The 25984-nt window shown below is 73.1% G+C and carries 27 protein-coding genes; 24 read left to right on the top strand and 3 right to left on the bottom strand.

Annotated elements, in window-relative coordinates; genetic code table 11:
• Positions 1 to 35: 35 nt before the first annotated feature.
• Genes ACVWWH_RS10875 through ACVWWH_RS10865 form a run of 3 tightly spaced genes read right to left on the bottom strand, consistent with a single transcriptional unit; the run spans position 36 to position 4731 of the window.
• On the bottom strand, positions 36 to 2300 hold the full coding sequence (locus tag ACVWWH_RS10875; RefSeq protein WP_457316587.1) for an MMPL family transporter: 2265 nt from the start codon (positions 2298 to 2300) through the stop codon (positions 36 to 38).
• Positions 2297 to 3853: an SDR family oxidoreductase gene (locus tag ACVWWH_RS10870; protein ID WP_457316586.1), complete on the bottom strand. Its 1557-nt coding sequence runs from the start codon at positions 3851 to 3853 to the stop codon at positions 2297 to 2299. Before ACVWWH_RS10870 ends, ACVWWH_RS10875 begins: the two co-directional genes overlap by 4 nt.
• Positions 3850 to 4731, bottom strand: coding sequence for a tryptophan-rich sensory protein (locus ACVWWH_RS10865; protein WP_457316585.1), 882 nt, complete (start codon positions 4729 to 4731; stop codon positions 3850 to 3852). The genes ACVWWH_RS10870 and ACVWWH_RS10865 overlap by 4 nt, the downstream gene beginning before the upstream one ends.
• 106 nt (positions 4732 to 4837) lie before the next feature.
• On the opposite strand from ACVWWH_RS10865, the gene ACVWWH_RS10860 reads away from it, so the two are divergent.
• The 24 genes from ACVWWH_RS10860 to ACVWWH_RS10745 all read left to right on the top strand — a co-directional run bounded on the left by ACVWWH_RS10860 (position 4838) and on the right by ACVWWH_RS10745 (position 25984).
• Positions 4838 to 5968: a polyprenyl synthetase family protein gene (locus ACVWWH_RS10860; RefSeq protein WP_066494256.1), complete on the top strand. Its 1131-nt coding sequence runs from the start codon at positions 4838 to 4840 to the stop codon at positions 5966 to 5968.
• 1 nt (position 5969) lies between these two features.
• On the top strand, positions 5970 to 6884 hold the full coding sequence (locus ACVWWH_RS10855; protein WP_457316584.1) for a phytoene/squalene synthase family protein: 915 nt from the start codon (positions 5970 to 5972) through the stop codon (positions 6882 to 6884).
• The gene (gene crtI, locus ACVWWH_RS10850) at positions 6881 to 8575 is read left to right on the top strand and encodes a phytoene desaturase family protein (RefSeq protein WP_457316583.1); all 1695 of its coding nucleotides are present in this window, start codon (positions 6881 to 6883) and stop codon (positions 8573 to 8575) included. The genes ACVWWH_RS10855 and crtI overlap by 4 nt, the downstream gene beginning before the upstream one ends.
• Entirely contained in the window at positions 8563 to 8898 is a 336-nt protein-coding gene (locus ACVWWH_RS10845) for a lycopene cyclase domain-containing protein (protein WP_457316582.1), read from the top strand. The genes crtI and ACVWWH_RS10845 overlap by 13 nt, the downstream gene beginning before the upstream one ends.
• Entirely contained in the window at positions 8895 to 9272 is a 378-nt protein-coding gene (locus tag ACVWWH_RS10840; RefSeq protein WP_457316581.1) for a lycopene cyclase domain-containing protein, read from the top strand. The genes ACVWWH_RS10845 and ACVWWH_RS10840 overlap by 4 nt, the downstream gene beginning before the upstream one ends.
• Positions 9269 to 10183 carry a prenyltransferase gene (locus ACVWWH_RS10835; RefSeq protein WP_066494262.1) on the top strand — a complete coding sequence of 305 codons (915 nt, stop codon included), beginning with the start codon at positions 9269 to 9271 and terminating at the stop codon, positions 10181 to 10183. Before ACVWWH_RS10840 ends, ACVWWH_RS10835 begins: the two co-directional genes overlap by 4 nt.
• On the top strand, positions 10180 to 11685 hold the full coding sequence (locus ACVWWH_RS10830) for a cryptochrome/photolyase family protein (protein WP_457316580.1): 1506 nt from the start codon (positions 10180 to 10182) through the stop codon (positions 11683 to 11685). Before ACVWWH_RS10835 ends, ACVWWH_RS10830 begins: the two co-directional genes overlap by 4 nt.
• Positions 11686 to 11695: 10 nt before the next feature.
• Positions 11696 to 12199: a MarR family winged helix-turn-helix transcriptional regulator gene (locus ACVWWH_RS10825; protein WP_457316579.1), complete on the top strand. Its 504-nt coding sequence runs from the start codon at positions 11696 to 11698 to the stop codon at positions 12197 to 12199.
• Between the two features lie 142 nt (positions 12200 to 12341).
• Positions 12342 to 12554 carry a hypothetical protein gene (locus ACVWWH_RS10820; RefSeq protein WP_066494265.1) on the top strand — a complete coding sequence of 71 codons (213 nt, stop codon included), beginning with the start codon at positions 12342 to 12344 and terminating at the stop codon, positions 12552 to 12554.
• 255 nt (positions 12555 to 12809) lie between these two features.
• Positions 12810 to 13112 (top strand): urease subunit gamma, encoded by a 303-nt coding sequence (locus ACVWWH_RS10815; protein ID WP_066494266.1) that lies wholly within the window; start codon positions 12810 to 12812, stop codon positions 13110 to 13112.
• A gap of 9 nt (positions 13113 to 13121) precedes the next feature.
• Entirely contained in the window at positions 13122 to 13430 is a 309-nt protein-coding gene (locus ACVWWH_RS10810) for an urease subunit beta (protein WP_066494268.1), read from the top strand.
• Positions 13431 to 13455: 25 nt separating this feature from the next.
• Positions 13456 to 15183, top strand: coding sequence for an urease subunit alpha (ureC, locus tag ACVWWH_RS10805; protein ID WP_457316578.1), 1728 nt, complete (start codon positions 13456 to 13458; stop codon positions 15181 to 15183).
• A 50-nt stretch (positions 15184 to 15233) separates the two neighbouring features.
• A complete protein-coding gene (gene ureE, locus ACVWWH_RS10800; protein ID WP_457316577.1) occupies positions 15234 to 15719 on the top strand; it encodes an urease accessory protein UreE in 486 nt (161 codons plus the stop codon).
• Positions 15700 to 16428, top strand: a complete 729-nt coding sequence (locus ACVWWH_RS10795) for an urease accessory protein UreF (protein WP_457316576.1) — start codon at positions 15700 to 15702, stop codon at positions 16426 to 16428. The genes ureE and ACVWWH_RS10795 overlap by 20 nt, the downstream gene beginning before the upstream one ends.
• Before the next feature lie 18 nt (positions 16429 to 16446).
• On the top strand, positions 16447 to 17058 hold the full coding sequence (gene ureG / locus ACVWWH_RS10790) for an urease accessory protein UreG (protein WP_066494276.1): 612 nt from the start codon (positions 16447 to 16449) through the stop codon (positions 17056 to 17058).
• Complete coding sequence (locus tag ACVWWH_RS10785) at positions 17055 to 17888, top strand: urease accessory protein UreD (RefSeq protein WP_457316575.1); 834 nt, start codon at positions 17055 to 17057, stop codon at positions 17886 to 17888. Before ureG ends, ACVWWH_RS10785 begins: the two co-directional genes overlap by 4 nt.
• Before the next feature lie 35 nt (positions 17889 to 17923).
• On the top strand, positions 17924 to 18844 hold the full coding sequence (locus ACVWWH_RS10780; protein ID WP_457316574.1) for a ribonuclease Z: 921 nt from the start codon (positions 17924 to 17926) through the stop codon (positions 18842 to 18844).
• On the top strand, positions 18831 to 19277 hold the full coding sequence (gene soxR / locus ACVWWH_RS10775; RefSeq protein ID WP_457316573.1) for a redox-sensitive transcriptional activator SoxR: 447 nt from the start codon (positions 18831 to 18833) through the stop codon (positions 19275 to 19277). The genes ACVWWH_RS10780 and soxR overlap by 14 nt, the downstream gene beginning before the upstream one ends.
• Before the next feature lie 100 nt (positions 19278 to 19377).
• The gene (locus ACVWWH_RS10770) at positions 19378 to 19902 is read left to right on the top strand and encodes a flavin reductase family protein (protein WP_457316572.1); all 525 of its coding nucleotides are present in this window, start codon (positions 19378 to 19380) and stop codon (positions 19900 to 19902) included.
• Positions 19903 to 20028: 126 nt separating this feature from the next.
• Entirely contained in the window at positions 20029 to 20643 is a 615-nt protein-coding gene (locus ACVWWH_RS10765) for a hypothetical protein (protein ID WP_457316571.1), read from the top strand.
• A gap of 221 nt (positions 20644 to 20864) precedes the next feature.
• On the top strand, positions 20865 to 21857 hold the full coding sequence (locus tag ACVWWH_RS10760; RefSeq protein WP_169803028.1) for a substrate-binding domain-containing protein: 993 nt from the start codon (positions 20865 to 20867) through the stop codon (positions 21855 to 21857).
• A 30-nt stretch (positions 21858 to 21887) separates the two neighbouring features.
• Positions 21888 to 23396 (top strand): sugar ABC transporter ATP-binding protein, encoded by a 1509-nt coding sequence (locus ACVWWH_RS10755; protein WP_066494288.1) that lies wholly within the window; start codon positions 21888 to 21890, stop codon positions 23394 to 23396.
• A gap of 11 nt (positions 23397 to 23407) precedes the next feature.
• Positions 23408 to 24475, top strand: a complete 1068-nt coding sequence (locus ACVWWH_RS10750; RefSeq protein ID WP_084249204.1) for an ABC transporter permease — start codon at positions 23408 to 23410, stop codon at positions 24473 to 24475.
• Positions 24476 to 24505: 30 nt separating this feature from the next.
• The gene (locus tag ACVWWH_RS10745) at positions 24506 to 25984 is read left to right on the top strand and encodes an iron-containing alcohol dehydrogenase (RefSeq protein WP_457316570.1); all 1479 of its coding nucleotides are present in this window, start codon (positions 24506 to 24508) and stop codon (positions 25982 to 25984) included.

Here is a 25984-nt window from a genome sequence, read left to right as displayed (position 1 = left end):
GACCCCGCGTCCTTGGGAGGTGACCCCGGGTCGCCTCAGACCTGACCCCGGGACGCTGGGACGTGACCCCGCGTCCCGGACGTCTCGGACGGCGGGGCCGGCGGGGCCGGCGACGCCGGGCCGTCGGGGGAGGCGGGCGTCCTGGCCGGGCGCGAGGGCCACCAGATCGCCCGCCCCACGTCGTAGGCCACGGCCGGCACGAGCAGCGACCGCACCACCACGGTGTCCAGGAGCACGCCGAACGCGACGATGAACGCGATCTGCACGAGGAAGAGGATCGGGATGACCCCGAGCGCGGCGAACGTGGCCGCGAGCACGACGCCCGCGGACGTGATCACCCCGCCCGTCAGGGAGAGCCCGCGCAGGATCCCCGGGCGCGTCCCGTGCGCGAGGGACTCCTCCCGCACCCGGGTCATGAGGAAGATGTTGTAGTCCACGCCGAGGGCCACGAGGAACACGAACCCGAACAGCGGCACCGCGGCGTCCGCCCCGGGGAACCCGAACACGTGGTTGAAGACGAGCGCCGAGACCCCGAGCGCGGCGGCGTAGGAGAGCACCACCGAGCCGATGAGGATCAGCGGCGCCACGATCGAGCGCAGCAGCAGGATCAGCACGAGCAGGATCACCCCGAGCACGAGCGGGATGATCCTGCGCAGGTCCGCCTGGGCCGTGAGGTTGGTATCGAGCGCGATCGCGGTCACGCCGCCCACGAGGGCCTGGGGGTCGACGGCGTCGAGCGAGGACCGCAGGTCGGTCACCGTCCGCTCGGCGTCGGCGGAGTCGGGCTGGCTCGCGAGCACGGCGTTGACCAGCACCCGCCCGTCGCGCACGACGGCGGCACTCGCCGCCGTGCCCGGCGCACCGGGCGCCGTGGCACCGGCATAGACCGAGGCCGAGCTGATGCCGGGGGTGTCCTGGACCTTCTTGAGGACGTCGGCCGCGCGGTCCTCGGAGGCCACGACCACCACGGGGCTGCCGGTGCCGGCGTCGAAGTGGCGGGCGAGCGCCTGCTGGCCGGCCACGGAATCCGTGGCCGTGAGCACGAGCTGGGTCTGCTCGACTCCGTTGGCCTTGAGCTGGGGGAGCCCGGCGGCGCCGAGACCGAGGAGCACGAGGGCCACGATCCACGTGGTGCGCGGCCGCCGGGCGATCAGGCCGCCGACCCGCCGCCACAGGCCGCGCACGTCCTCGAGGCCCTCGGGAACGGCAGCTGCCCTGGCCCGCGCGGACGGTGCGGCGTGCCGCCGAGCCGCGGGCCCGGCGTCGTACGCGGGACGCAGCGGCCAGAAGGCGGAGCGGCCGCACAGGACCAGCAGCGCGGGCAGGAACGTGAGCGAGGACAGGAGCGAGAAGGCGATGCCCATCGCGGCGATCGGCCCGAGGCTGCGGTTGGAGTTCAGGTCGGAGAAGAGCAGGCACAGCAGGGCCAGGATCACCGTGGCCCCGGAGGCCAGGATCGGCTCGAACGCGGCGCGCCAGGCCCGGCGCATGGCGTCCCAGCGGGATTCGACCGCGTGGAGCGCCTCGCGGTAGCGGGCCACGAGGAGCAGCGCGTAGTCCGTCGCCGCGCCGATCACGAGGATCGAGAGGATGCCCTGGCTCTGGCCGTTGAGCGTGATCCACCCGGCCTTCGCGAACCAGTAGATGGCGAGGATCGCCCCGCACAGCGCGGCGATCGCGGAGAACAGCACCACGAAGGGCAGCACCACGGAGCGGTAGACGAGCGCGAGGATCACGAACACCGCGCCGACGGCGACGAGCAGGAGGATCCCGTCGATCCCGCCGAAGGCCGAGACGAGGTCCGCGGTGAGCCCGGCCGGGCCCGTCACGTAGGCGCGCAGGCCCGCCGGCACGGTGCCGGCCGCCTCCCGCAGGCCGGAGACGACGGCTCGGACCTGGTCCGCGTCCGCGACCGGGACGATGAACTCGGCCGCGCGGCTGTCCTTGGACGGGATGGGGCCCACGACGCTCGACGGCGCCCCGGCGGCGGGCGGGGCCACGCCCGCCACGGACGCGAGCTTGGCGCCCAGGGGGGCGAGCGCGGCCAGGTCGTCCCGGGAGAGCGTGCCGTCCTTCTCCACGACGACGAGCGCGGGGATCGCGGTGGAGGCCGTGAACTTCTCCTGCCAGGCGCGCACCTCCGTGGACTCCGCGCTCGCGGGCAGGAAGGTCGCCTGATCGTTGCTCGAGACGGAGGAGAGCTTGCCGAAGGTCGGGCCGCCGAGCCCGCTGAGCGCGAACCAGGCGAGGACAAGGAGGGCAGGGAAGAGCCAGCGCAGGCGCCGCCGGAACGTCGTCATGGATGGTCCTCTCGGGATGCGGCGGGAGCGGCGGGTGCGGCGGGAGCTGCGGGAGCGGGAGCGGCGGGTGCGGCGGGGGCGGGCGCGGACCGCTCGGCCTCCGCCGCCGCGGCGATCCGCGAGGCCATGCCCCGGAAGATCACGCCGTGGAAGGGGAGCACGGAGAACCAGTACAGCCGCCCGGCCAGCCCATGGGGGACGAACACGGCCCGCTGCGAGTAGGTGCTGCCGGTGCCGCGGGGCTCGACGGTCATCTCGAGCCAGGCGCGCCCCGGCACGCGCATCTCGGCGCGCAGGCGCAGGAGGCGGCCGGGCTCGAGGGCCTCGACGCGCCACCAGTCCAGGGCCTCGCCGAGCTGGAGCCGGTGGGGGTTGCGGCGCCCGCGGCGCAGGCCCACCCCGCCCACGGCCTTGTCGATCCAGCCGCGCACGGCCCACGCGAGGGGGAAGGAGTACCAGCCGTTCTCGCCGCCGATCCCCTCGACCACCTCCCAGAGGCGCTCGGGCGGTGCGGTGGAGGCCTCCGTCCGCACATCGGTGAAGACGGTCCCGCCGGACCAGCCCGGGTCGCTGGGCAGCGGGTCGCTCGGGGCGTCCAGCGGCGAGGAGCTGGCCCACGTGGTCTCCACCTCGCCCTTGGCGATCTTCCCGAGGGCGAGCTCCACGGCCCGCTGGTATGAGGTCAGGCCGCCCTCGGGCCGGGGCACGTAGGCGTCGATGCTGTGCTCGCGGACCACGCAGTCGTTCTGCAGCGATTCGACGAGCGGGATCGCGAGGGCGCGCGGGATGGGGGTCACGAGGTTGACCCACTGGGCCGCGAGCCACGGCGTGAGCACGGGCAGGGCGAGGATCACGGGCGGGCGCAGCCCGGCGGCCTTCGCGTACCCGCGCATCATGTCGGCATAGGTGAGCACGTCCGGTCCGCCGATGTCGAAGGCCCGGTTCACGTCGGAGGGGAGGTCCGCGGCGGCCTCGAGGTAGTGCAGGGCGTCCCGGACGGCGATGGGCTGGACCCGGTTGAGCACCCAGCGCGGCGCCGGCATGACGGGGAGCACGTCCGTGAGGTGGCGGACCATCTCGAAGCTCGCCGAGCCGGAGCCGATCACGAGCCCGGCCTGCAGCACGGCGGCGGGCACCCCGGACTCCAGGAGGATCCGTCCCACCTCGGTGCGGGAGGCGAGATGGCGGCTGAGCCTGGTGCCCGGGTTGAGGCCGCTGAGGTAGACGATCCGCTGCACTCCGGCGTCCCGCGCGGCGGTGGCGAGCGTCTGGGCGCATGCGCGCTCGCGGGCCGGGAAGTCGTCGTCGGCGTGGCTGCCCATGGAGTGCACGAGGTAGTAGGCCACCTCGGCCCCGGCGCACAGCGCGGCGGCCGCCTGGGGATCGTCGAGGCTGCCGGTGACCACCTCGACGTCCTGCCCCCAGGGCACGTCGCGCAGCTTGGAGGCGTCCCGCGTCAGCACGCGGACGCGGTTGCCGGCGGCGAGGAGGCGGGGGACGAGGCGGCCGCCGATGTACCCGGTGGCGCCGGTGACGGCGATGACGCGGCTCATGCTGGGGCCTCCTTGGACCGGTGGGCGAGGGGGCGGCCGGGGCGCCCGGCCTTCAGGCGCGCGGCGATCGCCACGGCGAGGACGACGGCGGCCGCGACCGCCGCGGTGACGCCCACCACGGGCATCGGGGCCGGTCCCGCGAGACGTCCCACGGCGATCCAGGCGAGGCCCCACGCGAAGGAGAGCAGGGGGGAGATCCGGCCGCGCAGGGCGAGGGCCACCCCGACGGCGGCGGCCACCGCGAGGACGACGACGGCCACCGCCGCCGCGCTGATTCCGCCGGGCAGTGCGGGCTGGGCCGCGCCGGGGGCGATGCCCAGCAGCGCGGCCACGAGGGCGGCGGCGTTGGCGACCGTGGCCACGCAGATCCAGCCGAGGTAGAGGCCGAAGGTGCCGTCGGAGACCACGGACTCTAGGAAAGAGGCCGACGGGGTGCTGAGGTGGAGCACGAGCATGCGGCACAGCACGGCAAGGAGGGCGAGCATGACCGCGATCGAGACCGGCAGCGCCACGGAGGGGGAGCCCAGCTGGGCCGCCCACAGCCATGCGGCGTTGAGGAGCATCGATGCCGCGGCCCAGGGCCTGAGCGCGCGCTGCCGCCCGCTGGCCAGGGCACCGGGCAGGAACTGCCACACGGCGTAGGCCAGCAGGCCCAGGTAGATCAGGCTCCAGATGGAGAACGCGGCGGCCGCCGGCGCCACGGGCGTGGCCGTCGCGGAGAGGTACCCGCCGGCGGCGTCCTGGACGGTGGTGCCCCCGAACGCGCCGGAGCCCCAGGCGGCGAGGAGGAGCGCCGCGACGGCGGACGCGGCCGTCGCGACTGCGGCGGCCAGCGGCCTGGGTCGGGCTCCGCCGGCGGTGTGATGGTGCTGGTGCATCGGTCCCCCTTTACAACCGTACGATCCTAGACAATCATATTTGTAGTTAATCGAGACATCAAGAAGTCGAGAGGACGGGCTGGGAACGGCCCCCAGAGGAGGACCCATGCGATCCGCGACCACGACCCCCGGTCTCACGCTTCCTGCCACCCGGTCCCGCGCCGCGGCCGAAGAGCCCCAGGGGGCCGGCCGCCGGCTCACCTGGGACGAGGTGGGGCCGGCCACCGAGCGGGTCCTCGAGACCTGGGTGGCCACCTCCCGCGGCACCGCCGGCACGCCGGGGCTCGCGCTCCTGTGGGAGCGGATCGAGGAGTGCCTCCAGGGCGGCAAGCGGCTGCGCCCGCAGCTCGTCTTCCACGCCTACTCGGCCTTCGGTGGCACCGACGCCGAGGCCTGCGCGACCCTCGGGGCCGCCGTCGAGCTCCTGCACGGGGCGCTCGTGGTGCACGATGACGTGATCGACCGCGACTTCATGCGCCGGGGCCGGACCAACCTGGCCGGCCAGTACCGCGAGGACGCGGCGGCGCGCGGCCTGCCCGACGCCGAGGCCCGCCACCTGGGCGCCTCCATCGCCGTCATCGCGGGCGACCTGCTCCTCGCCGGGGCCTTCCGCCTCGCGGACCGGGCATGCCGCGACGAGGAGCTGGCCCCGCGGATCGCGGACGTGCTGCACTCCGCGGTGACCGACGCGGCGGCCGGTGAGCTCGACGACGTGCTCATGGCCCACGACGCCGAGCGCACGGTCGAGGACGTCCTCGCCATGGAGCAGCTCAAGACCGCCGCCTACTCCTTCGCCGCGCCCCTGCGCCTCGGCGCCATCCTCGCCGGCGCCCCCGCGGAGCGCGCCGAGGACGTGGCCCGCGTCGGCATGCTCGTGGGCACCGCGTACCAGGTCATCGACGACGTCCTGGGCACCTTCGGCGACGCCGGCCAGACCGGCAAGTCCGTCACCTCGGACCTGCGCGAGGGCAAGCTGACCATCCTCACCGCCTACGCGCGCACCCACCCCGACGTGGCCCGCCACCTCGCCCCCGGCACGGCCGCGCCCGGCGAGGAGGCCGACGTCGACCGCGTCCGGGCGGCCCTCGAGGCCAGCGGCGCCGAGTCCTACGCGCTGACCCTCGCCCACTCGATGGTCACGGACGCGCTCGAGGAGGCGCGCCGCGGCGACCTCCCCCCGGCGCTGCGGTCCGAGCTGACCCGGATCTGCAACCACGTCCTCCACCGGGAGCGCTGAGATGGGAGCCCTCGAGGAGTACACCGCCGCCGCCGTGGCCGGCGCCGCCGTCGTGATCCGGCGCTACTCGACCTCGTTCGGCCTCGCCTGCCGGCTCCTGGGGGCCGGGCAGCGCGAGGACATCGAGAACGTCTACGCCCTCGTGCGGATCGCCGACGAGGCTGTGGACGGGGCCGCCGCCGAGGCCGGCCTCACCGGCCCCCAGGTCCTCGCCCAGCTCGACCGGCTCGAGGAGGAGACCGGGCTCGCCCTCGAGCTCGGCTACAGCACCAACCCCGTGGTCCACGCCTTCGCCCAGACCGCGCGGAAGGCAGGGATCGGCCGGGACCTCGTGGCCCCGTTCTTCGCCTCGATGCGCCGCGACTGCGACCCGCATGCCCATTCCGAGGACTCCCTCGGCGCCTACATCTACGGCTCGGCCGAGGTGGTGGGCCTCATGTGCCTGCGCGTGTTCCTGTCCGGGCTGGCCGTGCTCCCCGCGGACCGCGCCGCGATGGAGCACTCGGCCCGCTGTCTCGGCGCGGCGTTCCAGAAGGTCAACTTCCTGCGCGACCTCGGGCAGGACGGCGAGGAGCTCGGCCGCGCCTACTTCCCCGGCGTTGACCCCCGGCGCCTGACCGAGCAGCAGAAGCACGCCCTCGTGGCGGACCTGCGCAGCGACCTCGACGCCGCCCTGCCGGGCCTGCGCATGCTCCCGCCGGGCTCCCGGCGCGCCGTGGCCCTCGCGCACTCGCTCTTCTCCGAGCTCGCGGACCGCATCGACGCCTGCCCGGCCTCGGTGCTGGTCACCACCCGGGTCCGCGTCCCCGGGCACGTGAAGCTGCGCCTCGCCGCCGCCGCGGTGGCGGGGACGGGTCCGGCGTTCGCGCCCGCGGTCGCGGGCTCGCCGGCGGCGGCCGAGGGGAGGGCGGCGTGAACCGCCCCCAGCGCCAGCGCGCCGCCCGGGTCCCGGGGCGCCCCCGGCACGCCAGCACCGTGGTGGTGGTCGGCGGCGGAATCTCCGGCCTCGCGACCGCCGGACTGCTGGCCCGCGACGGCCACGCCGTCCAGCTCCTCGAGCAGCAGCCCGTGCTCGGCGGCCGCGCCGGGCGCTGGGAGGCAGACGGCTTCGTCTTCGACACGGGCCCCTCGTGGTACCTCATGCCCGAGGTGATCGACCACTGGTTCCGGCTCATGGGCTCGAGCGCCTCCGCCGAGCTGCGCCTGCGGCGCCTCGACCCCGGCTACCGCGTGTTCTTCGAGGGCGAGCAGCGCCCGGTGGACGTGCCGGCCGGGCGCGAGGCCGCCGCTGCGCTGTTCGAGTCCCTCGACCCCGGCTCCGGGGGGGCGCTCACCCGGTACCTCGAGGAGGCCGAGGACGCCTACACCGTGGCCCTGGCGCACTTCCTCTACGACGACTTCGCCTCCCTCCGCGGGCTCGGCCACGGCGAGGTCCTCTCGCGCCTGCCGCGCCTGGCGGCGCTCCTGGGCCAGACCCTGCACGGGCGCGTGGCCCGGCGGTTCCGGGACCCGCGGCAGCGCCAGATCCTCGGCTACCCGGCCGTGTTCCTGGGCACCACCCCCTACCGGGCGCCGGCCCTCTACGAGCTCATGAGCCACCTCGACCTCACCCAGGGGGTCCTGTACCCCGAGGGAGGCTTCGCGGCCCTCGTGGACGCGATGGTGCGCTTGGCCCGCGACGCTGGCGTGCAGATTCGCACGGGCGCGCGGGCCGAGAGCATCGTGACCGGCCCGGCCCCCGGCGGAGCCCGGGTGGAGGGCGTGGTCTGGAGGGACGCGGACGGGCGCCAGCACCGTTCGGGCGCCTCGGTGGTGGTCGGCGCCGCGGACCTGCACCACCTCGAGACCGAGCTCCTGCCGCCGGCGCTGCGCAGCCAGCCGGAGTCCGCGTGGAGCCGCCGCGACCCGGGCCCTGGCGCGGTCCTGGCCTGCCTGGGCGTGCGCGGGCCGCTGCCCGAGCTGGCCCACCACAGCCTGTTCTTCTCGCGCGACTGGCAGGACGGCTTCGCTCGGATCGGGGACGGGCGCGAGCCCGCGGCCACGACCTCCCTGTACGTCTCGCGGACCAGCGCAACGGATCCCGGCGTGGCCCCGGCCGGCGACGAGAGCCTGTTCGTCCTGGTGCCCACGGCCGCCGCCCCGGCGTGGGGCCGCGGCGGCGTGGGCGGCGCGGGCTCGCCGCAGGTCGAGGCCATCGCGGACGCCGCCGTCCGTCAGATCGCCGCCTGGGCACAGGTCCCCGACCTGGCCGAGAGGATCACGGTCCGCCGCACCATCGGCCCCGCGGACTTCGCCGCCGACGTCAACGCCTGGCGCGGCGGAGCCCTCGGGCTCGCCCACACCCTCGGGCAGAGCGCGTTCTTCCGGCCGCCCAACGCGAGCCGGCGCGTGGCCGGGCTGCTCTACGCGGGCGCCTCCGTCCGGCCGGGCATCGGGGTGCCGATGTGCCTCATCAGCGCCGAGCTCGTGCTCAAGCGCGTCCGCGGCGAGCGGCGCCCCGGCCCCGTCGGCCCGCCGCTCGTGCCGGTGCGCGGCCTGGTGGACGCCACGCCGCGCCCCGCCGAGCGCGCCCCGCGCGACCGGGAGGAGGCCCCATGGCCTACCTGATCGCCCTCCTCGTCTCCGCCGCCGGCGTGACGACGCTGGACGCCCGCTTCCGCCTCGCGTTCTGGCGCGCGCCCCGCGCCGCGGCCCTCACCGTCGCGGCCGGCACCGTGTTCTTCCTCGCGTGGGACGCGGCCGGGATCGCGGCCGGGATCTTCCTCCACCTGGGCTCGCCGCTCGCGACCGGGATCATGCTCGCTCCCCAGCTGCCCCTCGAAGAGCCCGTGTTCCTCGCCTTCTTCTGCTACACGGCCCTTGCCCTGTACGCCGGGGCGGAGCGGGCGCTCGCCGCCCGCTCGGGGCGCCGGCGGGGGGTGCGGCCGTGAGCTACCTCGTGGTCGACCTCGTCTTCCTCGCGCTGGCCGCGGCGCTCGCCGCGCTGCTGTCCCGCCGCGCACGACGCCGGCCGGGAACCTGGGCGGCCGTCCTCGCCGGCGGCGCCGTGCTGCTCGTGCTCACCGCCGTGTTCGACAACGCGATCATCATCCTCGGGCTGTACGGGTACACGCCCTCGGCGCTGTCGGGCCTGTTCCTCGGCGCCATGCCGATCGAGGACTTCGGCTACCCGCTGGCCGCCGCCGTCCTCGTGCCCCTCCTGTGGCGCGCGCTCACCGCCCGGCAGGCTCCGGGCAGCGCCAGCCCGGAAGACCGCCGTCGTGCGCCCCGGGCGCGCGCCCTGAGAACCGAGGAGCGCCCATGACCGCCGCCTCCGCCGCCCCGGCGAGCCCGGCCCGCCACTCCCTGGCGGGGGCCCTGCTCGTCTCCTCCCGACCGCTCTCGTGGGTGAACACCGCCTACCCGTTCGCGGCCGCGTACCTGCTTGCGGGCGGCGGAGTGGACTGGCGGTTCGTGGTGGGGACGCTGTTCTTCCTCGTGCCGTACAACCTCGCGATGTACGGCACGAATGACGTCTTCGACTACGCCTCGGACGTCCTCAACCCGCGCAAGGGCGGGGCCGAGGGGGCCGTGCTCCCGCCGCCGATGCACCGGGCCGCGCTCGTGGCCGCGTGGGGGGCCTGCGTCCCGTTCGTCGCCGCGCTCGTGGCCGGAGGGCCGCCGGCGAGCTGGGCCGTCCTCGCGGTCTCGCTCTTCGCCGTCGCCGCGTACAGCGTCCCGCGCCTGCGGTTCAAGGAGCGCCCAGTCCTGGACTCCGTCACCTCCAGCACCCACTTCGTATCCCCGGCCGTGTACGGGCTCGCCCTCGCGCACGGTGCCGCCGGCCCCACGGCGGTGGCCGTCCTCGCGGCGTTCTTCCTCTGGGGGATGGCGAGCCACGCGTTCGGCGCGGTGCAGGACATCGGCCCGGACCGCGAGGCCGGGATCGGCTCGATCGCCACCCTGTTCGGGGCCCGCGCCACCGTGCGGCTCGCCGTCCTCGGCTACCTCGCCGCGGGCGTGCTCCTGCTCGCCCTCACCGTCTGGGCGGAGGGCCTCGTGCGGCTCGCCCCCGTGCTCGCCCTCCCGTACGCCGCCAGTTCCGGTGCGTTCTGGTCCGTCACCGACGCGACGGCCGGCGCCACCCGGGCCGGCTGGCGCCGCTTCCTCTGGCTCAACTACCTCACCGGCTTCGCCGTCACCCTCCTCATCATCTCCGTCTGGATGCACGCATGACCTCCTCCGACACCACCGCCACCCCTGCCCTGGTCTGGTTCCGCGACGACCTGCGGGTCCGCGACAACCCGGCCCTGCGCGCCGCCCTCGCCCACGGACCCACCGTGGCGCTCTACGTCCTCGACGAGGAGTCCCCCGGGATCCGCCCGCTCGGCGGCGCCGCCCGCTGGTGGCTCCACCACGCGCTCGAGGACCTGGCCGCCTCCCTCGGGCAGCTGGGCGTGCCCCTCGTGCTGCGCCGCGGCACGGCGGCGGCGGTCGTGCCCGACGTCGCCGCGAAGGCGCATGCCGGCTACGTGGCGTGGAACCGCCGCTACGGCGGACCCGAGCGGCGCGCCGACACGGCGGTCAAGTCGATCGTGCGCCGCGCCGGGCGGGAGGCCGAGAGCTTCCAGGCCTCCCTCCTGCACGAGCCCTGGGACGTCCTGACCCAGCAGGGCACCGGCTACAAGGTCTTCACCCCGTTCTGGAAGGAGGTCTCCGGCCGGGACCACCGCCACCCGCTCCCCGTGCCGCGGCCCCAGCGCGAGGCGCCCGAGCATGTGCCCTCCGGCGACGACCTCGGGGCGTGGGCGCTCCTGCCCCGCGACCCCGACTGGTCCGGGCCGCTCGCCGAGGCCTGGACCCCGGGGGAGGACGCCGGGCTCGCCCTCCTGAAGGACTTCGTGGGGCCGGACACCGCGGACACCGCCGTGGCACTGTACCCCGACGAGCGGGACCTGCCCGATCGCGCCGGCACGAGCCGCCTCTCGCCCTACCTGCGCTGGGGCCACGTGAGCCCGTTCCAGGTCTGGCACGCGGTGGCGGACCGCCGCCGCGCAGCCCCCGAGGGCAGCGCCGTGTTCGCCTCCGAGCTCGGCTGGCGCGAGTTCGCCTGGCACACCCTCTACCACCACGCCGACCTCGCCTCGGAGAACCTCCGCCGCGAGTTCGACGCCTACCCCTGGTGGCTCCCGCACGCGGGGAGGGGCGGCGCGCACGACGCCGCGCACGGCCGCGCGCACGGGGCCCCGCCCGCCGTCGTGCTCGGCGACCGGGAGGCGAACCGCCTGCTCGACGCGTGGCGGCGCGGCCGCACGGGCTTCCCGATGGTCGACGCGGGCCAGCGCGAGCTGTGGGCCACGGGCTGGATGCACAACCGGGTCCGGATGGTCTCGGCGAGCCTGCTCGTGAAGAACCTCGGCATCCACTGGCGCCTCGGCGAGCGGTGGTTCTGGGACACCCTCGTGGACGCGGACCCGGCATCGAACCCCTTCAACTGGCAGTGGGTCGCGGGATCTGGCGCGGACGCCGCCCCGTTCTTCCGCATCTTCAATCCGCGCACCCAGGCCGCCAAGTTCGATCCCCAGGGGGCGTACGCGAGGGCGTGGATCCCCGAGCTGGGCACCGACGAGTATCCCGACGAATGCGTGGACCTCGGCGAGAGCCGGGCCGAGGCGCTCGAGGCCTACCGCTCGCTCGGCGCGGCCCCGGGGCGCGGCCAGGGACGGCGGCGAGCCTAGAATGTCCGCCGTGCACCCCTCCGACCCCAGCGAGAGCCGCGACATGATGCGCGGCGCCCCCGGCTTCGAGCTCATGTTCCTGCTGCAGAAGTTCACCAACGAGGCGGACCGCTACGCCGAGACCGTGCGCCGCAGGCACGGGCTCGCGCGCAACGACGTCCACGCCCTCAGCGCCGTCATGGAGGCCGAGCGCCAGGGGGAGCGCGCCACCCCCGGCGCGCTCCGCGAGCGGCTCGTGCTCAGCTCCGCCGCCATGACCTCGGTGATCGACCGGCTCGAGGCCTCCGGCCACCTCGAACGCCGCCACTCGAGCACGGACCGCCGGCAGATCGAGGTGACCCCCACCCCGAGCGCCCGCGAGACCGGCCGCGAGATGTTCGACCCCATGGTCCGGCACATGCTCCCGGTCCTCGCCGAGTACACCCCCGCGCAGCTCGAGCTCGTGGAGGGCATGGTCGCCCGCCTCATCCAGGCCATCGCGGACGCCCGCAACGAGGTGAACGCGTCGGGCTGACGCACAGGCCGGATGGCAACCCCCTTGCGCGCCGCGCGCCACGGCCTCACAATCATGTGCTAACAAACAATCGTTGGCAGGCGCTACCGCGCGGCCGAATCCATCGATGCCTTCTGGCGGGGGCAGAGGCAGGAAGACCCCCATGAACACCATGAAGATCACCGTGTCCGTCCCGCACGCCGCCGTGCGCGACTCCCTCCTCAACGACGCCGAGGACTCCCTCCGGCCGCATGCCCTCGCCGTCGGACACGGCATCCTCGTCACGCGCCACAGCCCGACCCAGTACAGCGTGGCCACGTCCGCAGCCGTCCCGGTGGGCGAGACGCACGAGACCTGCCTCCTCGAGCCCGCCTGAAAGTCACGTCCTGAAGGTCAGCTCCTGAAGGTCACGTCCTGAAGGTCACCTCCTGAAGGTCACCTCCTGAGGGTCACCTCCTGTGGGTACCCACGGGAGGTGACTCCCAGGAGGTGACTTTCAGAAGGTCCTTCGCCTGGGGCCCGCGCGCGTCTGGGAGTTCCCGGGGAGTTTCCCGTCCCCTCCGCCACAACGGCCGCCGGCAGCCCTAGGGTGAAGGGGTCCGCCCCGGTCAGAGAGCGCAAGGAGCTGCCCATGCACCTGACACCCCGCGAGCAGGAGAAGCTGCAGATCGTGGTGGCCGCAGACCTCGCCCGCCGGCGGCAGGCCCGCGGGCTCAAGCTCAACTTCCCCGAGGCGGTCGCGATCATCACCTACGAGCTCATCGAGGGTGCGCGGGACGGCAGGACCGTCGCCGACCTCATGAGCTACGGCACCACCATCCTCACGCGCGAGGACGTCATGGAGGGCGTGCCCGAGATGGTGCATGACGTGCAGGTCGAGGCCACCTTCCCCGACGGCACCAAGCTCGTCACCGTCCACCACCCGATCCGCTAGGAGCACCGCATGATCCCCGGCGAATACGTCCTGGCCGATGGCCCCGTGCTGTGCAACGAGGGGCGCGAGACGGTCGAGCTCGAGGTGACCAACACCGGCGACCGCCCCATCCAGGTCGGCTCCCACTTCCACTTCTCCGAGACCAACAGGGCCCTCGACTTCGACCGGGCCGCCGCCCGCGGCTTCCACCTCGACATCCCGGCCGGCACGGCCGTCCGGTTCGAGCCGGGCGACCGGAAGACGGTCCGCCTCGTGGCCATGGCGGGCGCGAGGGCCGTCTACGGCTTCTCCAACGCCGTCAACGGACCCCTCGGCTGAACCGGACCCCACGGGAGGAGAACCCATGAGCTTCGAGATGAGCCGGCGCCAGTACGCCGACCTCTACGGACCCACCCGGGGCGACGCAGTGCGCCTGGCGGACACCGGCCTGTTCCTCGAGATCGAGGAGGACCTCACCGGCCACGGCGACGAGGCGGTCTTCGGCGGCGGCAAGGTCATCCGCGACGGCATGGGCCAGGACGGCATCACCGTGCGCGACGGTGCGCCCGGAGACCTCGCGGTGGCGGACACGGTGATCACGAGCGTGGTCGTCCTCGACTACACCGGGATCTACAAGGCGGACCTCGGGCTGCGCGACGGGCGCATCCTCGCGATCGGCAAGGCCGGCAACCCGAACATCATGGACGGCGTCACGATCGTGATCGGGCCCAGCACCGAGGTCATCTCGGGCGAGGGCCGGATCGTCACGGCCGGCGGCATCGACACCCACATCCACTTCATCAGCCCCGACCAGTTCGCCACCGCCCTCAACTCCGGGATCACGACCTTCATCGGCGGCGGCACCGGCCCGGCCGAGGGCACCAAGGCCACCACGGTCACCCCCGGGCCGTGGAACCTCGCGAACATGCTCAAGGCGGTCGAGGACGTGCCGCTCAACGTGGGCTTCCTCGGCAAGGGGCACGCGAGCTCGGTCGAGCCGCTCGCCGAGCAGATCAAGGCCGGCGCGATCGGGCTCAAGGTCCACGAGGACTGGGGCGCCACCGCCGCGGCCATCGACGCATCGCTGAAGGTGGCCGACCACTACGACGTCCAGGTCGCCATCCACACGGACACGCTCAACGAGGGCGGCTTCGTCGAGGACACCATCGCGGCGATCGCCGGGCGGGTCATCCACACGTACCACACCGAGGGCGCCGGCGGCGGCCACGCCCCGGACATCATCCGGATCGCGGGGCTTCCCAACGTACTCCCCGCCTCGACCAACCCCACGCTGCCCTACACGCGCAACACCGAGGAAGAGCACCTCGACATGCTCATGGTGTGCCACCACCTCAATCCCGACATTCCCGAGGACGTGGCGTTCGCGGACTCGAGGATCCGGCCCGAGACGATCGCCGCGGAGGACGTCCTCCAGGACCTCGGAGTCTTCTCGATCACGAGCTCCGACTCCCAGGCGATGGGCCGCGTGGGCGAGGTCATCATCCGCACCTGGCAGGTCGCGGACAAGATGAAGGCCCAGCGCGGCAAGCTCGAGGGGGACACCGAGCGCGGGGACAACTTCCGCATCAAGCGGTACGTCTCCAAGTACACGATCAACCCCGCCATCGCCCACGGGGTGGCCGAGTACATCGGCAGCATCGAGGTGGGCAAGCTCGCGGACCTCGTCCTGTGGGACCCGGCGTTCTTCGGCGTCAAGCCGTACGCGGTCATCAAGGGCGGCCAGATCGTCAGCTCGCTCATGGGCGATTCCAACGGGTCCATCCCCACGCCGCAGCCCCAGACCATGCGCGCCTCGTTCGGCGCGATGGGCACGGCCGTGCACGCCTCCTCCATCACCTTCATGTCCCAGGCGGCCGTGGACGCCGGCGTCCCCGAGGCGCTCGGCCTGCGCAAGAGCGTCCGCCCGGTCCGCGGCATCCGCGGGCTGCGCAAGGCGGACCTCAAGTTCAACGGCGAGACGCCGCAGATCGAGGTGGACCCCGAGACCTACGAGGTCCGGGTGGACGGCGAGAGGGCCACCTGCGACCCGGTGGACGTCCTGCCGATGGCCCAGCGCTACTTCCTGTTCTGAACCATCGGACCCGTCACGAGCCGGCCACGCGAAGGGAAGGTGGAAAGCCAGTGATCGTCGAGAGCATCGCCGGGAACGTCGAGGAGCTCGCCCCGGAGGAGCTCGGGCGCCTCCACGTGGAGAAGGTCGTGCTGCCGAGCGCCGCCCTCGTCCGGCGCATCCAGCGCGTGACCACGGACCACGGGCGCGAGATCGGGCTGCGGCTCGCCGCGGCCCCGGGGCCCGACGGCGACCTCCGGGACGGCGACATCCTCGTGCGGGACGAGCACGGCCTCGTGGTGGTCTCCGTCGAGGCCACCGACGTGCTCGTGATCGCCCCGCGGTCGATCCACGAGATGGGGGTGACGGCGCACGCCCTCGGCAACCGGCACCTGCAGGCGCAGTTCTTCGACGCCGCCTCGGAGTACGGGGCGGAGGTCATGGTGGTCCAGTACGACCACACCGTGCAGGACTACCTCGACCACCACCACGTCCCCTATGCCCGGGCCGACCGGGTGATGCCCGTGCCGTTCCGCCATGCCGGGCACACGCACTGACGGTCCGGAGCACGCGATGGACTGGCTCCTGCCGCTCCTGCAGCTGAGCGACTCCGCGCTGCCCACGGGGGCCTTCGCCCACAGCTTCGGGCTCGAGACCTACCTCGCCCGCGGCGCCGTCCACGACGAGGAGAGCTTCCGGGCCTGGCTCGAGCGGTTCCTCGACCTCCAGCTCGTGCCGGCCGACGGACTCGCGGTGCGCCTCGCCGCCGAGGCGAGTGCCGGCGTCGGACGCGATGCCGCGGACGCCCTCGAGGACCTCGACGCCCTCCTGCACGCCCAGGCCCTCCCCCTCCAGCTGCGCACCGCCGGGGTGACCATGGGGCGGCGGCTCATCGAGATCGGCCGGAACGCGCTGCCGGGCCCGCGGCTCGAACAGTACGGGCGGCTCGTGGACGCCGGGCGCTGCCGCGGGCACCAGGCCATCGCGTTCTCGCTCATCGGCGTGGACCACGGCGCGCCCGCGGACGTCCTCGTGCGCACGTACCTCTTCTCCACCGTGACGACCCTGACGCAGAACGCGGTCCGCGGCGTGCCGCTGGGCCAGAACGCGGGGCAGCGGGTCCTCGGCGCCCTGCGGCCCCGCGTCGAGGCGGCGGCGCGTCGCATCGGGAGCCTCGACCGCCGGGACCTCGGCGCCGTGCCGCCGGGGCTCGAGATCGCCCAGATGCAGCACGAGACCCAGAGTGCCCGGCTCTTCATGAGCTGACGACGGAAGGACAGCAGCATGCACCCGGTGAAGATCGGAATCGGCGGCCCGGTGGGAGCCGGCAAGACCCAGCTCGTGGAGCGCCTGACCCGCGCCCTGAGCCACGAGATCTCCATGGCCGCCATCACCAATGACATCTACACGGTCGAGGACGCCAAGATCCTCGCGCGCACGAGCGTGCTCCCGCTCGACCGGATCGTGGGGCTCGAGACCGGCGGCTGCCCCCACACCGCGATCCGCGAGGACACCTCCATGAACCAGGCGGCCGTGGACCGGCTCATCGAGGCCCACCCTGACCTGCAGGTGATCTTCATCGAGTCCGGCGGGGACAACCTCTCGGCCACGTTCAGCCCCGAGCTCGTCGACTTCTCGATCTACATCATCGACGTGGCGCAGGGCGAGAAGATCCCGCGCAAGGCCGGCCAGGGCATGATCAAGTCGGACCTGTTCATCATTAACAAGACCGACCTCGCCCCCCACGTCGGCGCCGACTTGACGGTCATGGAGGCGGACTCGCGCGAATTCCGCGGCGAGAAGGCCTTCTGCTTCACCAACCTCAAGACGGACGAAGGCCTCGAGCATGTGATCCGCTGGCTCAAGCACGACGTCCTCATGATGGACCTCGTGTGAGCCTGACCGCCCGCGGCGAGCTCGACCTCGTGATCAGGCGCCGAGGGGAGCGGTCCGTCGCCGCGGCGCAGTACCACCGCGGGGCGCTGCGCGTGCTGCGCCCCATGTACCTGGACGGGACCGGGCAGGTGACCTACGTCGTCGTCAATCCCGGCGGGGCGTACCTGGACGGCGACCGGTACCGCCTGGACGTGACGGTGGAGGACGGCGCCCAGCTGCTGCTCACCACCCAGGCGGCCACCAAGGTGTACCGCACGCCCCGGGACAAGGCGGTCCAGGACCTGACGGTGCGGCTCGGACCGGGGAGCCGGCTCGACTACCTCCCCGACCAGCTCATCGCCTACCGGGCCTCCCGCTACGAGCAGGAGACGCGGATCGAGATGGACCCGTCCGCGAGCCTGGTCCTGGCGGAGGTGGTGACGCCGGGCTGGTCGCCGTCCGGGGCGCCGTTCGGCTACGACCGGGTCCGCCTGCGCACCGAGGTCAGCATGGGCGGGCGGCCCGTGGCCCTGGACAACCTCGTCCTCGAGCCCTCGGCGAGCCACGACGGTCTGGCGGGACTCGGGCTGCTCGAGGGCCGCTCGCACCTCGGCTCGCTGCTCGTGGTGGACCCCCGCGCCGGCGAGGAGACGGTCGGCCTGGCCAGGGCGCTCCTCGCCGAGCGCGCCGACGGCCTGCTCGGGGGCGTCTCGGCCCTGCCCGTGCCCGGGTTCGCGCTCCGCGTCCTCGGCCACTCCACGCAGGCCGTGGACGCGCTCATCCTCGCCGTGGTCAACGCGCTCCGCGCCGCGTGGCACGGCCAGGGCGCCCTCGACCTGCGCAAGTACTGACCCGGCGGCCCGGCCGGGCAGGCGATACTGGGCAGATGCGCGAACTCGTGGTCCTCGGCACCGCCTCGCAGGTGCCCACGCGCGCCCGCAACCACAACGGCTACCTCCTGCTCTGGGACGGCGAGGGGATCCTCTTCGACCCGGGCGAGGGGACGCAGCGGCAGATGATCCACGCCGGCGTGGCCGCGACGAAGGTGACGCGCATCTGCCTCACCCACGTCCACGGGGACCACTGCTACGGGCTGCCCGGCGTGCTCTCGCGCCTGGCGCTCGACCGCGTGGAGCACCCCGTGCACCTGCACTACCCCGCCTCCGGCGAGGAGGTGGTCCGGGCCCTCGTCGCCGTCTCGACCCCCGGGATCGACCTGCGCCTCGTGCCCCACGGCGCGGCCGGGGAGATCGCCCCCGGGCTCGCGGTCGAGCCGCTCAGGCACCGCATCGGCACCTTCGGCTACCGGCTCGCGGAGCCGGACGGGCGCACCATCGTGCGCGAGCGGCTCGCGGCCGCCGGCATCCGCGGCCCGGACGTGGCGCGGCTGCAGCGCGAGGGGCGCCTCGGCGGCGTGCGGATCGAGGACGTGAGCGTCCCGCGCCGCGGGCAGCGGTTCGCGTTCGTCATGGACACCGCCCCCTGCGAGGGCGCCGTGGCGCTGGCCGAGGGCGCCGACCTGCTCGTCACCGAGTGCACGTTCAGCGACGACGACGCCGCGCTCGCCGACCAGTACCTCCACCTCACCGCGGGGCAGGCCGGGTCCATCGCCGGTGCCGCCGGCGCCCGGAACCTCGTGCTGACCCACTTCTCCTCCCGGTATCCCGAGACGGCCGAGCTGGAAGGCCAGGCGCGGCGGCGGGCGGGGAACGCCGTCGTGCGCGCCGCGGCGGACCTGGACCGGATCGGCTTCCCGCGGCGGCGGGGCGCGTGGATGGGGGAGGGGGACCGCGATGGCAACGGGTAGCGGCGAGGCCGAGGAGCTCACCGTCGGCCAGCTCGCGGCCCGCAGCGGGCTCTCCATCTCCGCCCTGCACTTCTACGAGCGGCAGGGCCTGATCCACAGCCGCCGCACCTCCGGCAACCAGCGGCGCTACCCCCGCTCGATCCTGCGCCGCGTGGCCGTCATCAAGGCCGCGCACCGCGCCGGCATCCCCCTCGCCACCGTCGCGGACGCGTTCGAGCTGCTCCCGCACGACGGCGTGCCCACCCAGCAGGACTGGGGGCGGCTCTCCTGGGCGTGGCGCACCGAGATCGACGAGCGGATCGCCCGCCTCGAGCACCTGCGGGACCGGCTCGACGGGTGCATCGCGTGCGGCTGCCTCTCGCTCTCGACCTGCAGCCTCGTCAACCCGCAGGACCGGCTCGGCGCCTCCGGGGCCTCGGCACTCGAGCCGTAGCGGGGTGACAATGGTCACGTTCGATTGACCTCAACGATTGTTGAGGTCCTAGCGTCGTAGGAGGTCCCGAGTGCTCGGGCACCCCGACGAAAGACCAGGCATGACTGTGACCCCGACCTTCCTGACCGTCTCCGGCGCCGACTCCGCCCTCTTCCGGGACGCGTTCCGCTCCCATCCCGCGGGAGTTGCCGTCGTGACGGCCGCGAGCCCTGAGGGGCCGGTCGGGCTCACGGCGTCCTCCGTCGCCTCCGTGGCGGTCGATCCCCCCTCCCTGGCCTTCTCCGTCTCCGGCGGACGCTCGGCCGTGCACATCGCGGAGGCGGAGACGGTCCTGGTGCACCTCGTCGACGCGGAGCAGGTCGGCCTGGTCCGCACGTTCGCCACTCCCGGCTCGCCCCGCTTCACCGAGGCGATGGACTGGGAGGCGCTGCCCACCGGCGAGCCCTGGCTCCGCGCCGCGCCGTGGGCGCTGCGCTGCGCCATCACGCACCGGGTGCCCGTGGGCGGGTCCGTCCTGCTGGCCGCGACGGTGCTCGAGGTGCTCGCCCAGGGGCGCCACGGCGCGCCGCTCGTGTACCACGACCGCGCCTTCCATGCCCTCGGGGCGCATTCGCAGCTCGACTAGCCTGATGTGGGCCCCCGGCCGGCCCGCAGCCGCGCCCACGGCGCCCGTAACACCGAGACCTGCCCGCTGCATTTACAGGACACCCACAGGTCCGTGCGGTATCCGTGTGGACCGGAGGGACAGATCATGCAGCTCGAAGATTTCCCGGTCGGCGCCCAGGCTCAGCAGCAGGCACGGCGGCCGCACGGTACGGGCCGGTACGGCACTCACGGCGAACAGCTGCCCGACGGGACCAGCCTGCTCAGGCGCGTGGTGTTCGACCCCGTCCAGGCTGCGGCCCTGGACGCCGACAGGGTCGTGGCCGCGTGGGCACACAGCCACCGGCGGCTGGCGCGTGCGGTGGACTGGGTCGGGCGCGGGCTCGTCCTCGTGCTCGGGCTGGCGCTCGGCTGGTCCGTGCTCTCGGGGCGCGCCGAGCTCGTTCTCGCGGCGGCCGCGGCCGCCGCGCTCTTCGTCGCGCCGGACCTGCTGGCCAGGCTGGGCCGCGCCCTGAGGGCACGGCGTGAAGCGGCACTGTCCCGCCTCGCGATGGCCGCCCACTTCAACCACCACGCGGCGCCGTGGCTCGCTGCCCTGTCGCCGGCGGAACGGGCCCGCTGCTACCGGAGCCTGCTCCTGCGCGGGGAGGCCCTTCTGCTGGGCGTTCGGGCCCAGCTGGTCCGCGCCGAGGGCGGCGCGGCCCACCTGGTCGTGACCACCCTCCCCGCTCTGGGCGCCGCACTCCGGCCTGCCCGCCCCTGAACGAGTAGAGCACGACGCCGGGGCTCGCCTCGACCTCGAGGGTCCCGTAGGGCAGCCGGTCGCCACGGAGGAGGGCCGGCTCCGGGACCCGCCACGCCCCCTGTCTGGACCTATTGACAATGCTGTGATCCTCGTCGCACCATCGATGCATACACATTTGGATGCCGAATAAAAATGTCGGTAAGCCCGATACGCGTCATCGAAGGCAGAGGAGACGAACAATGACGTCACGTCCAGCGGTGCGACTCGCAGGGGCGGCCATGGCCGCAGCGATCGCCGTGCTCCCCCTGGCGGCATGCGGCCAGGACAGCAGTGCGGGATCCGGCGGCAAGAAGGTGATCGGCGTCTCCGTGGCCGACCAGAAGTCGCTCTTCTACGTCGCCGAAGTCGCCGGGATCAAGGATGAGGCCAAGAAGCAGGGCTACGACGTCAACGTCACCTCGGCCAACAACGACTCTTCGGCGCAGATCAAGCAGGTCAACGACCTGCTGACGAAGCAGATCGGCGCCCTGATCTTCACGTCCCAGGACTCGACCGCGGCGGCGGCCGGCGTGCGGGCGGCAAACCAGGCGCAGGTGCCCGTCGTCGCCGTCGACCAGCGGCCGGAGTCGGGGCAGGGCAAGCTGGCCACCTACATCGCCACGGACAGCGTCAAGGCCGCCCACGATATCTGCACCTGGATGTTCAAGCAGATCGGCGGCAGCGGCGAACTCGCCATCCTGCACGGCGTGCTGGGCTCCACCGCGGAGATCCAGCGCACGCAGGGCTGCCAGAACGCGCTCAAGGAGAACCCCGGGATCAAGCTGGTCGCCGAGGAGACCGCCAACTGGGACGAGACGGAGGCCTACAAGGCCACGCAGAACATCCTCACCGCCCACCCCAACGTCAAGGCCGTCTTCGGTGAGAGCGATGCGATGGCCCTCGGCGCGGCGAAGGCCTCCAAGGCGGCCGGGAAGCAGATCTTCTCGGTGGGGATCGACGGCTTCCCCACGATGTTCGACGCCGTGGCCAGCGGGCTCACCCAGGGCACCGAGGCCCAGCAGCCCTACAAGATGGGCAAGCTCGCCGTGGACAACGCGATTGCCCTCATGAACGGCAAGGGCGGCGACATCCCTCAGGAGCAGTACCAGGACACCGTGCTGATCGACAAGGCAACGGTGGGCCAGAACAAGGTCGAGGACTTCTACGGTCCTGACGCCAAGTCCTTCAAGTGACCCGACGGGTCCGCACGGGTGGGAGGGATCATGGGCGCAGAAGGCGCTGACGGCCTGGTGGCCGAAGGCCTGGTCAAGGCATACAGCGGTGTGACTGTCCTGAAGTCGGTCGACTTCCGGGTCGCGCCGGGGACGGTGGTGGGGCTGGTCGGTGAGAACGGTGCGGGCAAGTCCACGCTGAGCTCGGTGATCACCGGCGTCGTCAAGCCGGACGGAGGGCGCATGACGCTCGACGGGGCGGACTACGCGCCCTCGAGCCCCGCGGAGGCGCTGCGGCAGGGCGTGGCGCTCATCCATCAGGAGACGAGGCTGATCCAGGACCTGTCCGTGGCCGAGAACATCTTCCTCGGCAGGGTCCCGCAGCATGCCGGACGCGTCGACTGGGGCCGGATGCGGCAGGAGGCCAAGTCGGTCATGGACTCCCTGGGTGTCGACCTGGACGTCCGCCGCCCCGTGCGCGGCCTCTCGATGGCACTCCAGCAGGAGATCGAGATCGCCAAGGCCCTCAGCCGCAGCCCGCGGTACGTGGTGTTCGACGAGCCCTCGGCGTCCCTCGGCGAGTCGGAGACCGAGCATGTGCTCGAGAGGATCCGCACCCTGCGCGCCGGGGGAGCCGGGGTCGTGTACATCTCGCACCGGCTCGACGAAGTCCGGGACGTCGCGGACGAGATCGTCTGCCTCCGCGACGGCTCGCGCGTCATGTCCTGGTCCTCCGGCGACGTCGCCAAGGAAGCCATCATCAACGCGATGGTGGGGCGCGAATTCACCTACGAGCACATCCCGCCGCAGCCGAGCCGCGACCACACCGTCCTCGAGGTCCGCGGGCTGGGTCGCCGCGGAGCCTTCGAGGGGATCGACTTCGAGCTCAGGCAGGGGGAGGTCCTGGGCATCGCGGGCCTGGTCGGCGCCGGCCGCACCGAGGTGGTCCGCGCCATCGCCGGAGTGGACCGTCCCGATGAGGGCGAGGTCATCCTCGAGGGGCGCAGGCTGCCCTGCACGAGCCCCGAGTCCGCGATCCGGGCCGGCATCGTCATGGTGCCCGAGGACCGCAAGGGCCAGGGGCTCAACCTCGACCGGACCGCTGAGGAGAACCTGACGCTCCCGTGGGAGCGCCGCCTCACCCGGTGGGGGCTGGTCACGAAGAAGGCCATCCGAGAGGTGGCCACCTCCCAGGGCCGCCGGCTGGATGTGCGCGGCAACATGACCCTTCCCGTGAAGTCCATGTCGGGCGGGAACCAGCAGAAGATCCTCATCGGCAAATGGCTGGTGAAGGATCCCAAGGTCCTCATCGTCGATGAGCCCACGCGTGGGGTCGACGTGGGGGCGAAGATGGCGATCTACGAGATCATCAGGTCCCTCGCAGCCGAGGGCATAGCGGTCATCGTGGTCTCCTCCGAGCTCGAAGAGGTCCTGGGACTCTCCCACCGGGTCCTCGTCATGGCCGGCGGCCGCCAGCGGGGCATCCTCCCGCGCGCCGAGGCCACCCCCCAACGAGTCATCGACCTGGCCTTTCATTCGGCCGCGACACCTCAGCGATAGAGAGAGCAGTCATGGGAACCACCACTCACCAGGCATCCTTCGGGGAGCCCTCGGCATCCCGCGGGGACACGCAGGTCCAGAACACGGCGTCGCCCGCGACGCGCACCGCCAGGACCTCTCCCGCCGGCGTCCGATCAGGGGCCGCACGCGCCCTCCGGGCCCTCCCGGGCCCGCTGCTCGGGCTCGTCGCCGTCATGATCGTGTTCTCGATCCTCTCGCCCTACTTCCTCACGTGGCGCAACCTGTCCAACATCATCAGCCAGAACGCCGACCTCGGCATCATGGCGGTCGGGGCCGCGCTGGTCATCCTCATCGGCGGGATCGACCTCTCCGTGGGCTCCAACCTCGCGCTGTCCCTGATGGTCAGCGCGTGGCTGTTCCGCTCGGGGGGCCTGCCGTTCGGCCTGTGCGTCGTGATCGGGCTCGTGACCGGCGCGGCCGTGGGGCTGGTCAATGGGATCCTCTCCACCTACGGGCGCATCCAGCCCTTCGTCGCGACGCTCGCCACCATGTCCGCCTGCGCGGGCCTGGCGCTCTACGTCACCAACGGCAACCCCATCAACGACTTCCCGGACTGGTACCTCGCCCTCACCAGCACCCCCGTCCTCGGCATCCCGCTCGAGGGGCTCATCATGGTCGCGATCTTCGTCCTCGCCGCCTTCTGGCTCCGCTTCCGCCCCACCGGGCGGGCGCTGTACGCCATCGGAGGCAACGCCGAGGTGGCGCGGCTGTCCGGCCTGAACGTGACCAGGATCAAGATCGGCGTGTACATGATCGCCGGCCTCCTGGCCGCGGTGGCGGGCGTGATCGTCGGATCCCGCCTCGACTCCGCGCAGCCGACGGCGGGCACGGCCGACCTCCTCAACGTCATCGCCGTGGTCGTGATCGGCGGAGCGAGCCTTTCCGGCGGCTCGGGTGGAATGCTCAACACCTTCATCGGCCTGCTCATCATCGGGGTCCTCAACAACGGGATGTCGCTGCTCAATGTCTCCCCGAACCTCCAGCCCGTGGTCATCGGGGTCGCCATCATCGTCGCCGTCCTGACCGACCGCGCCAGCCGAAGCCGCCAGGGCTCATGACGCCGGGCCGCGCGCAGAAGAGGAATCTCCATGTCCACTGAGACGTACATCGTCGAACCGATCGCCGAGATGCTCGACGAGGCCGATCCGGGGCGGACGCTCGCCCCCTGCGGCATCGGCCAGCTCATCATCGGCCCTGACGCGCTGAGCGCCGTGCCGGCCACCCTGGGCGAGCTCCTGGTCTCCGCGGCGGCGCCGCGGAACGGGGCTGCCCGGGCGCGCGTGGCGCTCCTCGTCGACAGGACCCCGATCCTGCGCGGCGAGCAGAACGTCAAGGACGCCGTCGAGGCGCAGCTCGCCGACCAGTTCGACGTCACCCGCACGGTGCTCGACGACGGGCACCCTGAACTCCACGTGGTGGACCCGATCCTCGACGAGGCGGCCGAGGCGGCCGCGGGCAAGGCCGCGGTGGTGGCCATCGGCGGGGGCACCATCAGCGACATCGCCAAGGTCGCCGTCCAGCGGGCAGGGGAGGCCGGAGAGCGGCCGGTCCTGCTCACGGTGCAGACTGCCGCCTCCGTGGACGGCTTCACGGACGACGTCTCCGTGGTCCTCCGCAACGGCGTCAAGCGCACGGTGCCCTCGGCATGGCCGGACGCGGTGGTCTCGGACACGCTCACCATCGCCGGCGCACCGGAGGCCATGAACCGCGCTGGCTTCGGCGAGATGACCTCGATGCTCGTGGCGCCCGCGGACTGGCGCCTCGCCTCCCTCGTGGGGACCGACCCGACGTTCAAGCCCAGCGCGGTGACGCTGCTCGCCTCCGTCGGCAAGGACCTCGAGAGCTGGAGCGCGGGAGTGCGCGAAGCCCGCTCCGATGCGGTGGCCTCCCTGGCGCGCGCACTCGCCCTGCGCGGCATCGTCACCGGGGTGGCAGGGACCACGGCCGTGCTCTCCGGCGTCGAACACCTCATCAGCCACATGCTCGACCAGTACCGCGGCGGCCACGGGCTGCCGATCGGCCTCCACGGCGCCCAGGTCGGGGCCGGCGCGGTCATCGCCGCGACCGCCTGGGAGATGCTCTTCGAGCGCCTGGAGCGTGCCTCGGACCGGCCGAGGATCGCCACGAAGGCGCTGGACCGGGGCCGCAGCCGGGAGCGTGTGCTGTCCGCCTTCGAACGGGTCGATCCTAGCCTGCAGGTCGCCGAGGAATGCTGGAAGGACTTCTCGGCCAAGCTCGACGCCGTGGAGCGGAACCTCCCTCGCATCACTGCTCTGCTGGGCGACTGGGCCGAGGCCCGGGACGAGCTCCGCGGCCTCGTCCGCCCCGCGGACGCCATCGCCTCGGCCCTCACCGAAGCGGGCGCACCTGCCGCCCTCTCCGATCTCGAACCGGCGGTGGAGCCCGAACTGGGCCGCTGGGCCGTCGAGAACTGCGCGCTGATGCGCAACCGGTTCACGGTCGTGGACCTGCTCACGCTCCTCGGATGGTGGGAGCCGCAGGATGTGGACGAGGTGCTGGAGCGGGCCGCGCGCGCCGGCGCGAAGGCGGAAGCAGGAGGGAAGTGA

The organism is Sinomonas sp. RB5 (genome assembly GCF_054063535.1).
This window is presented reverse-complemented; position numbering and strand designations above follow the sequence as displayed.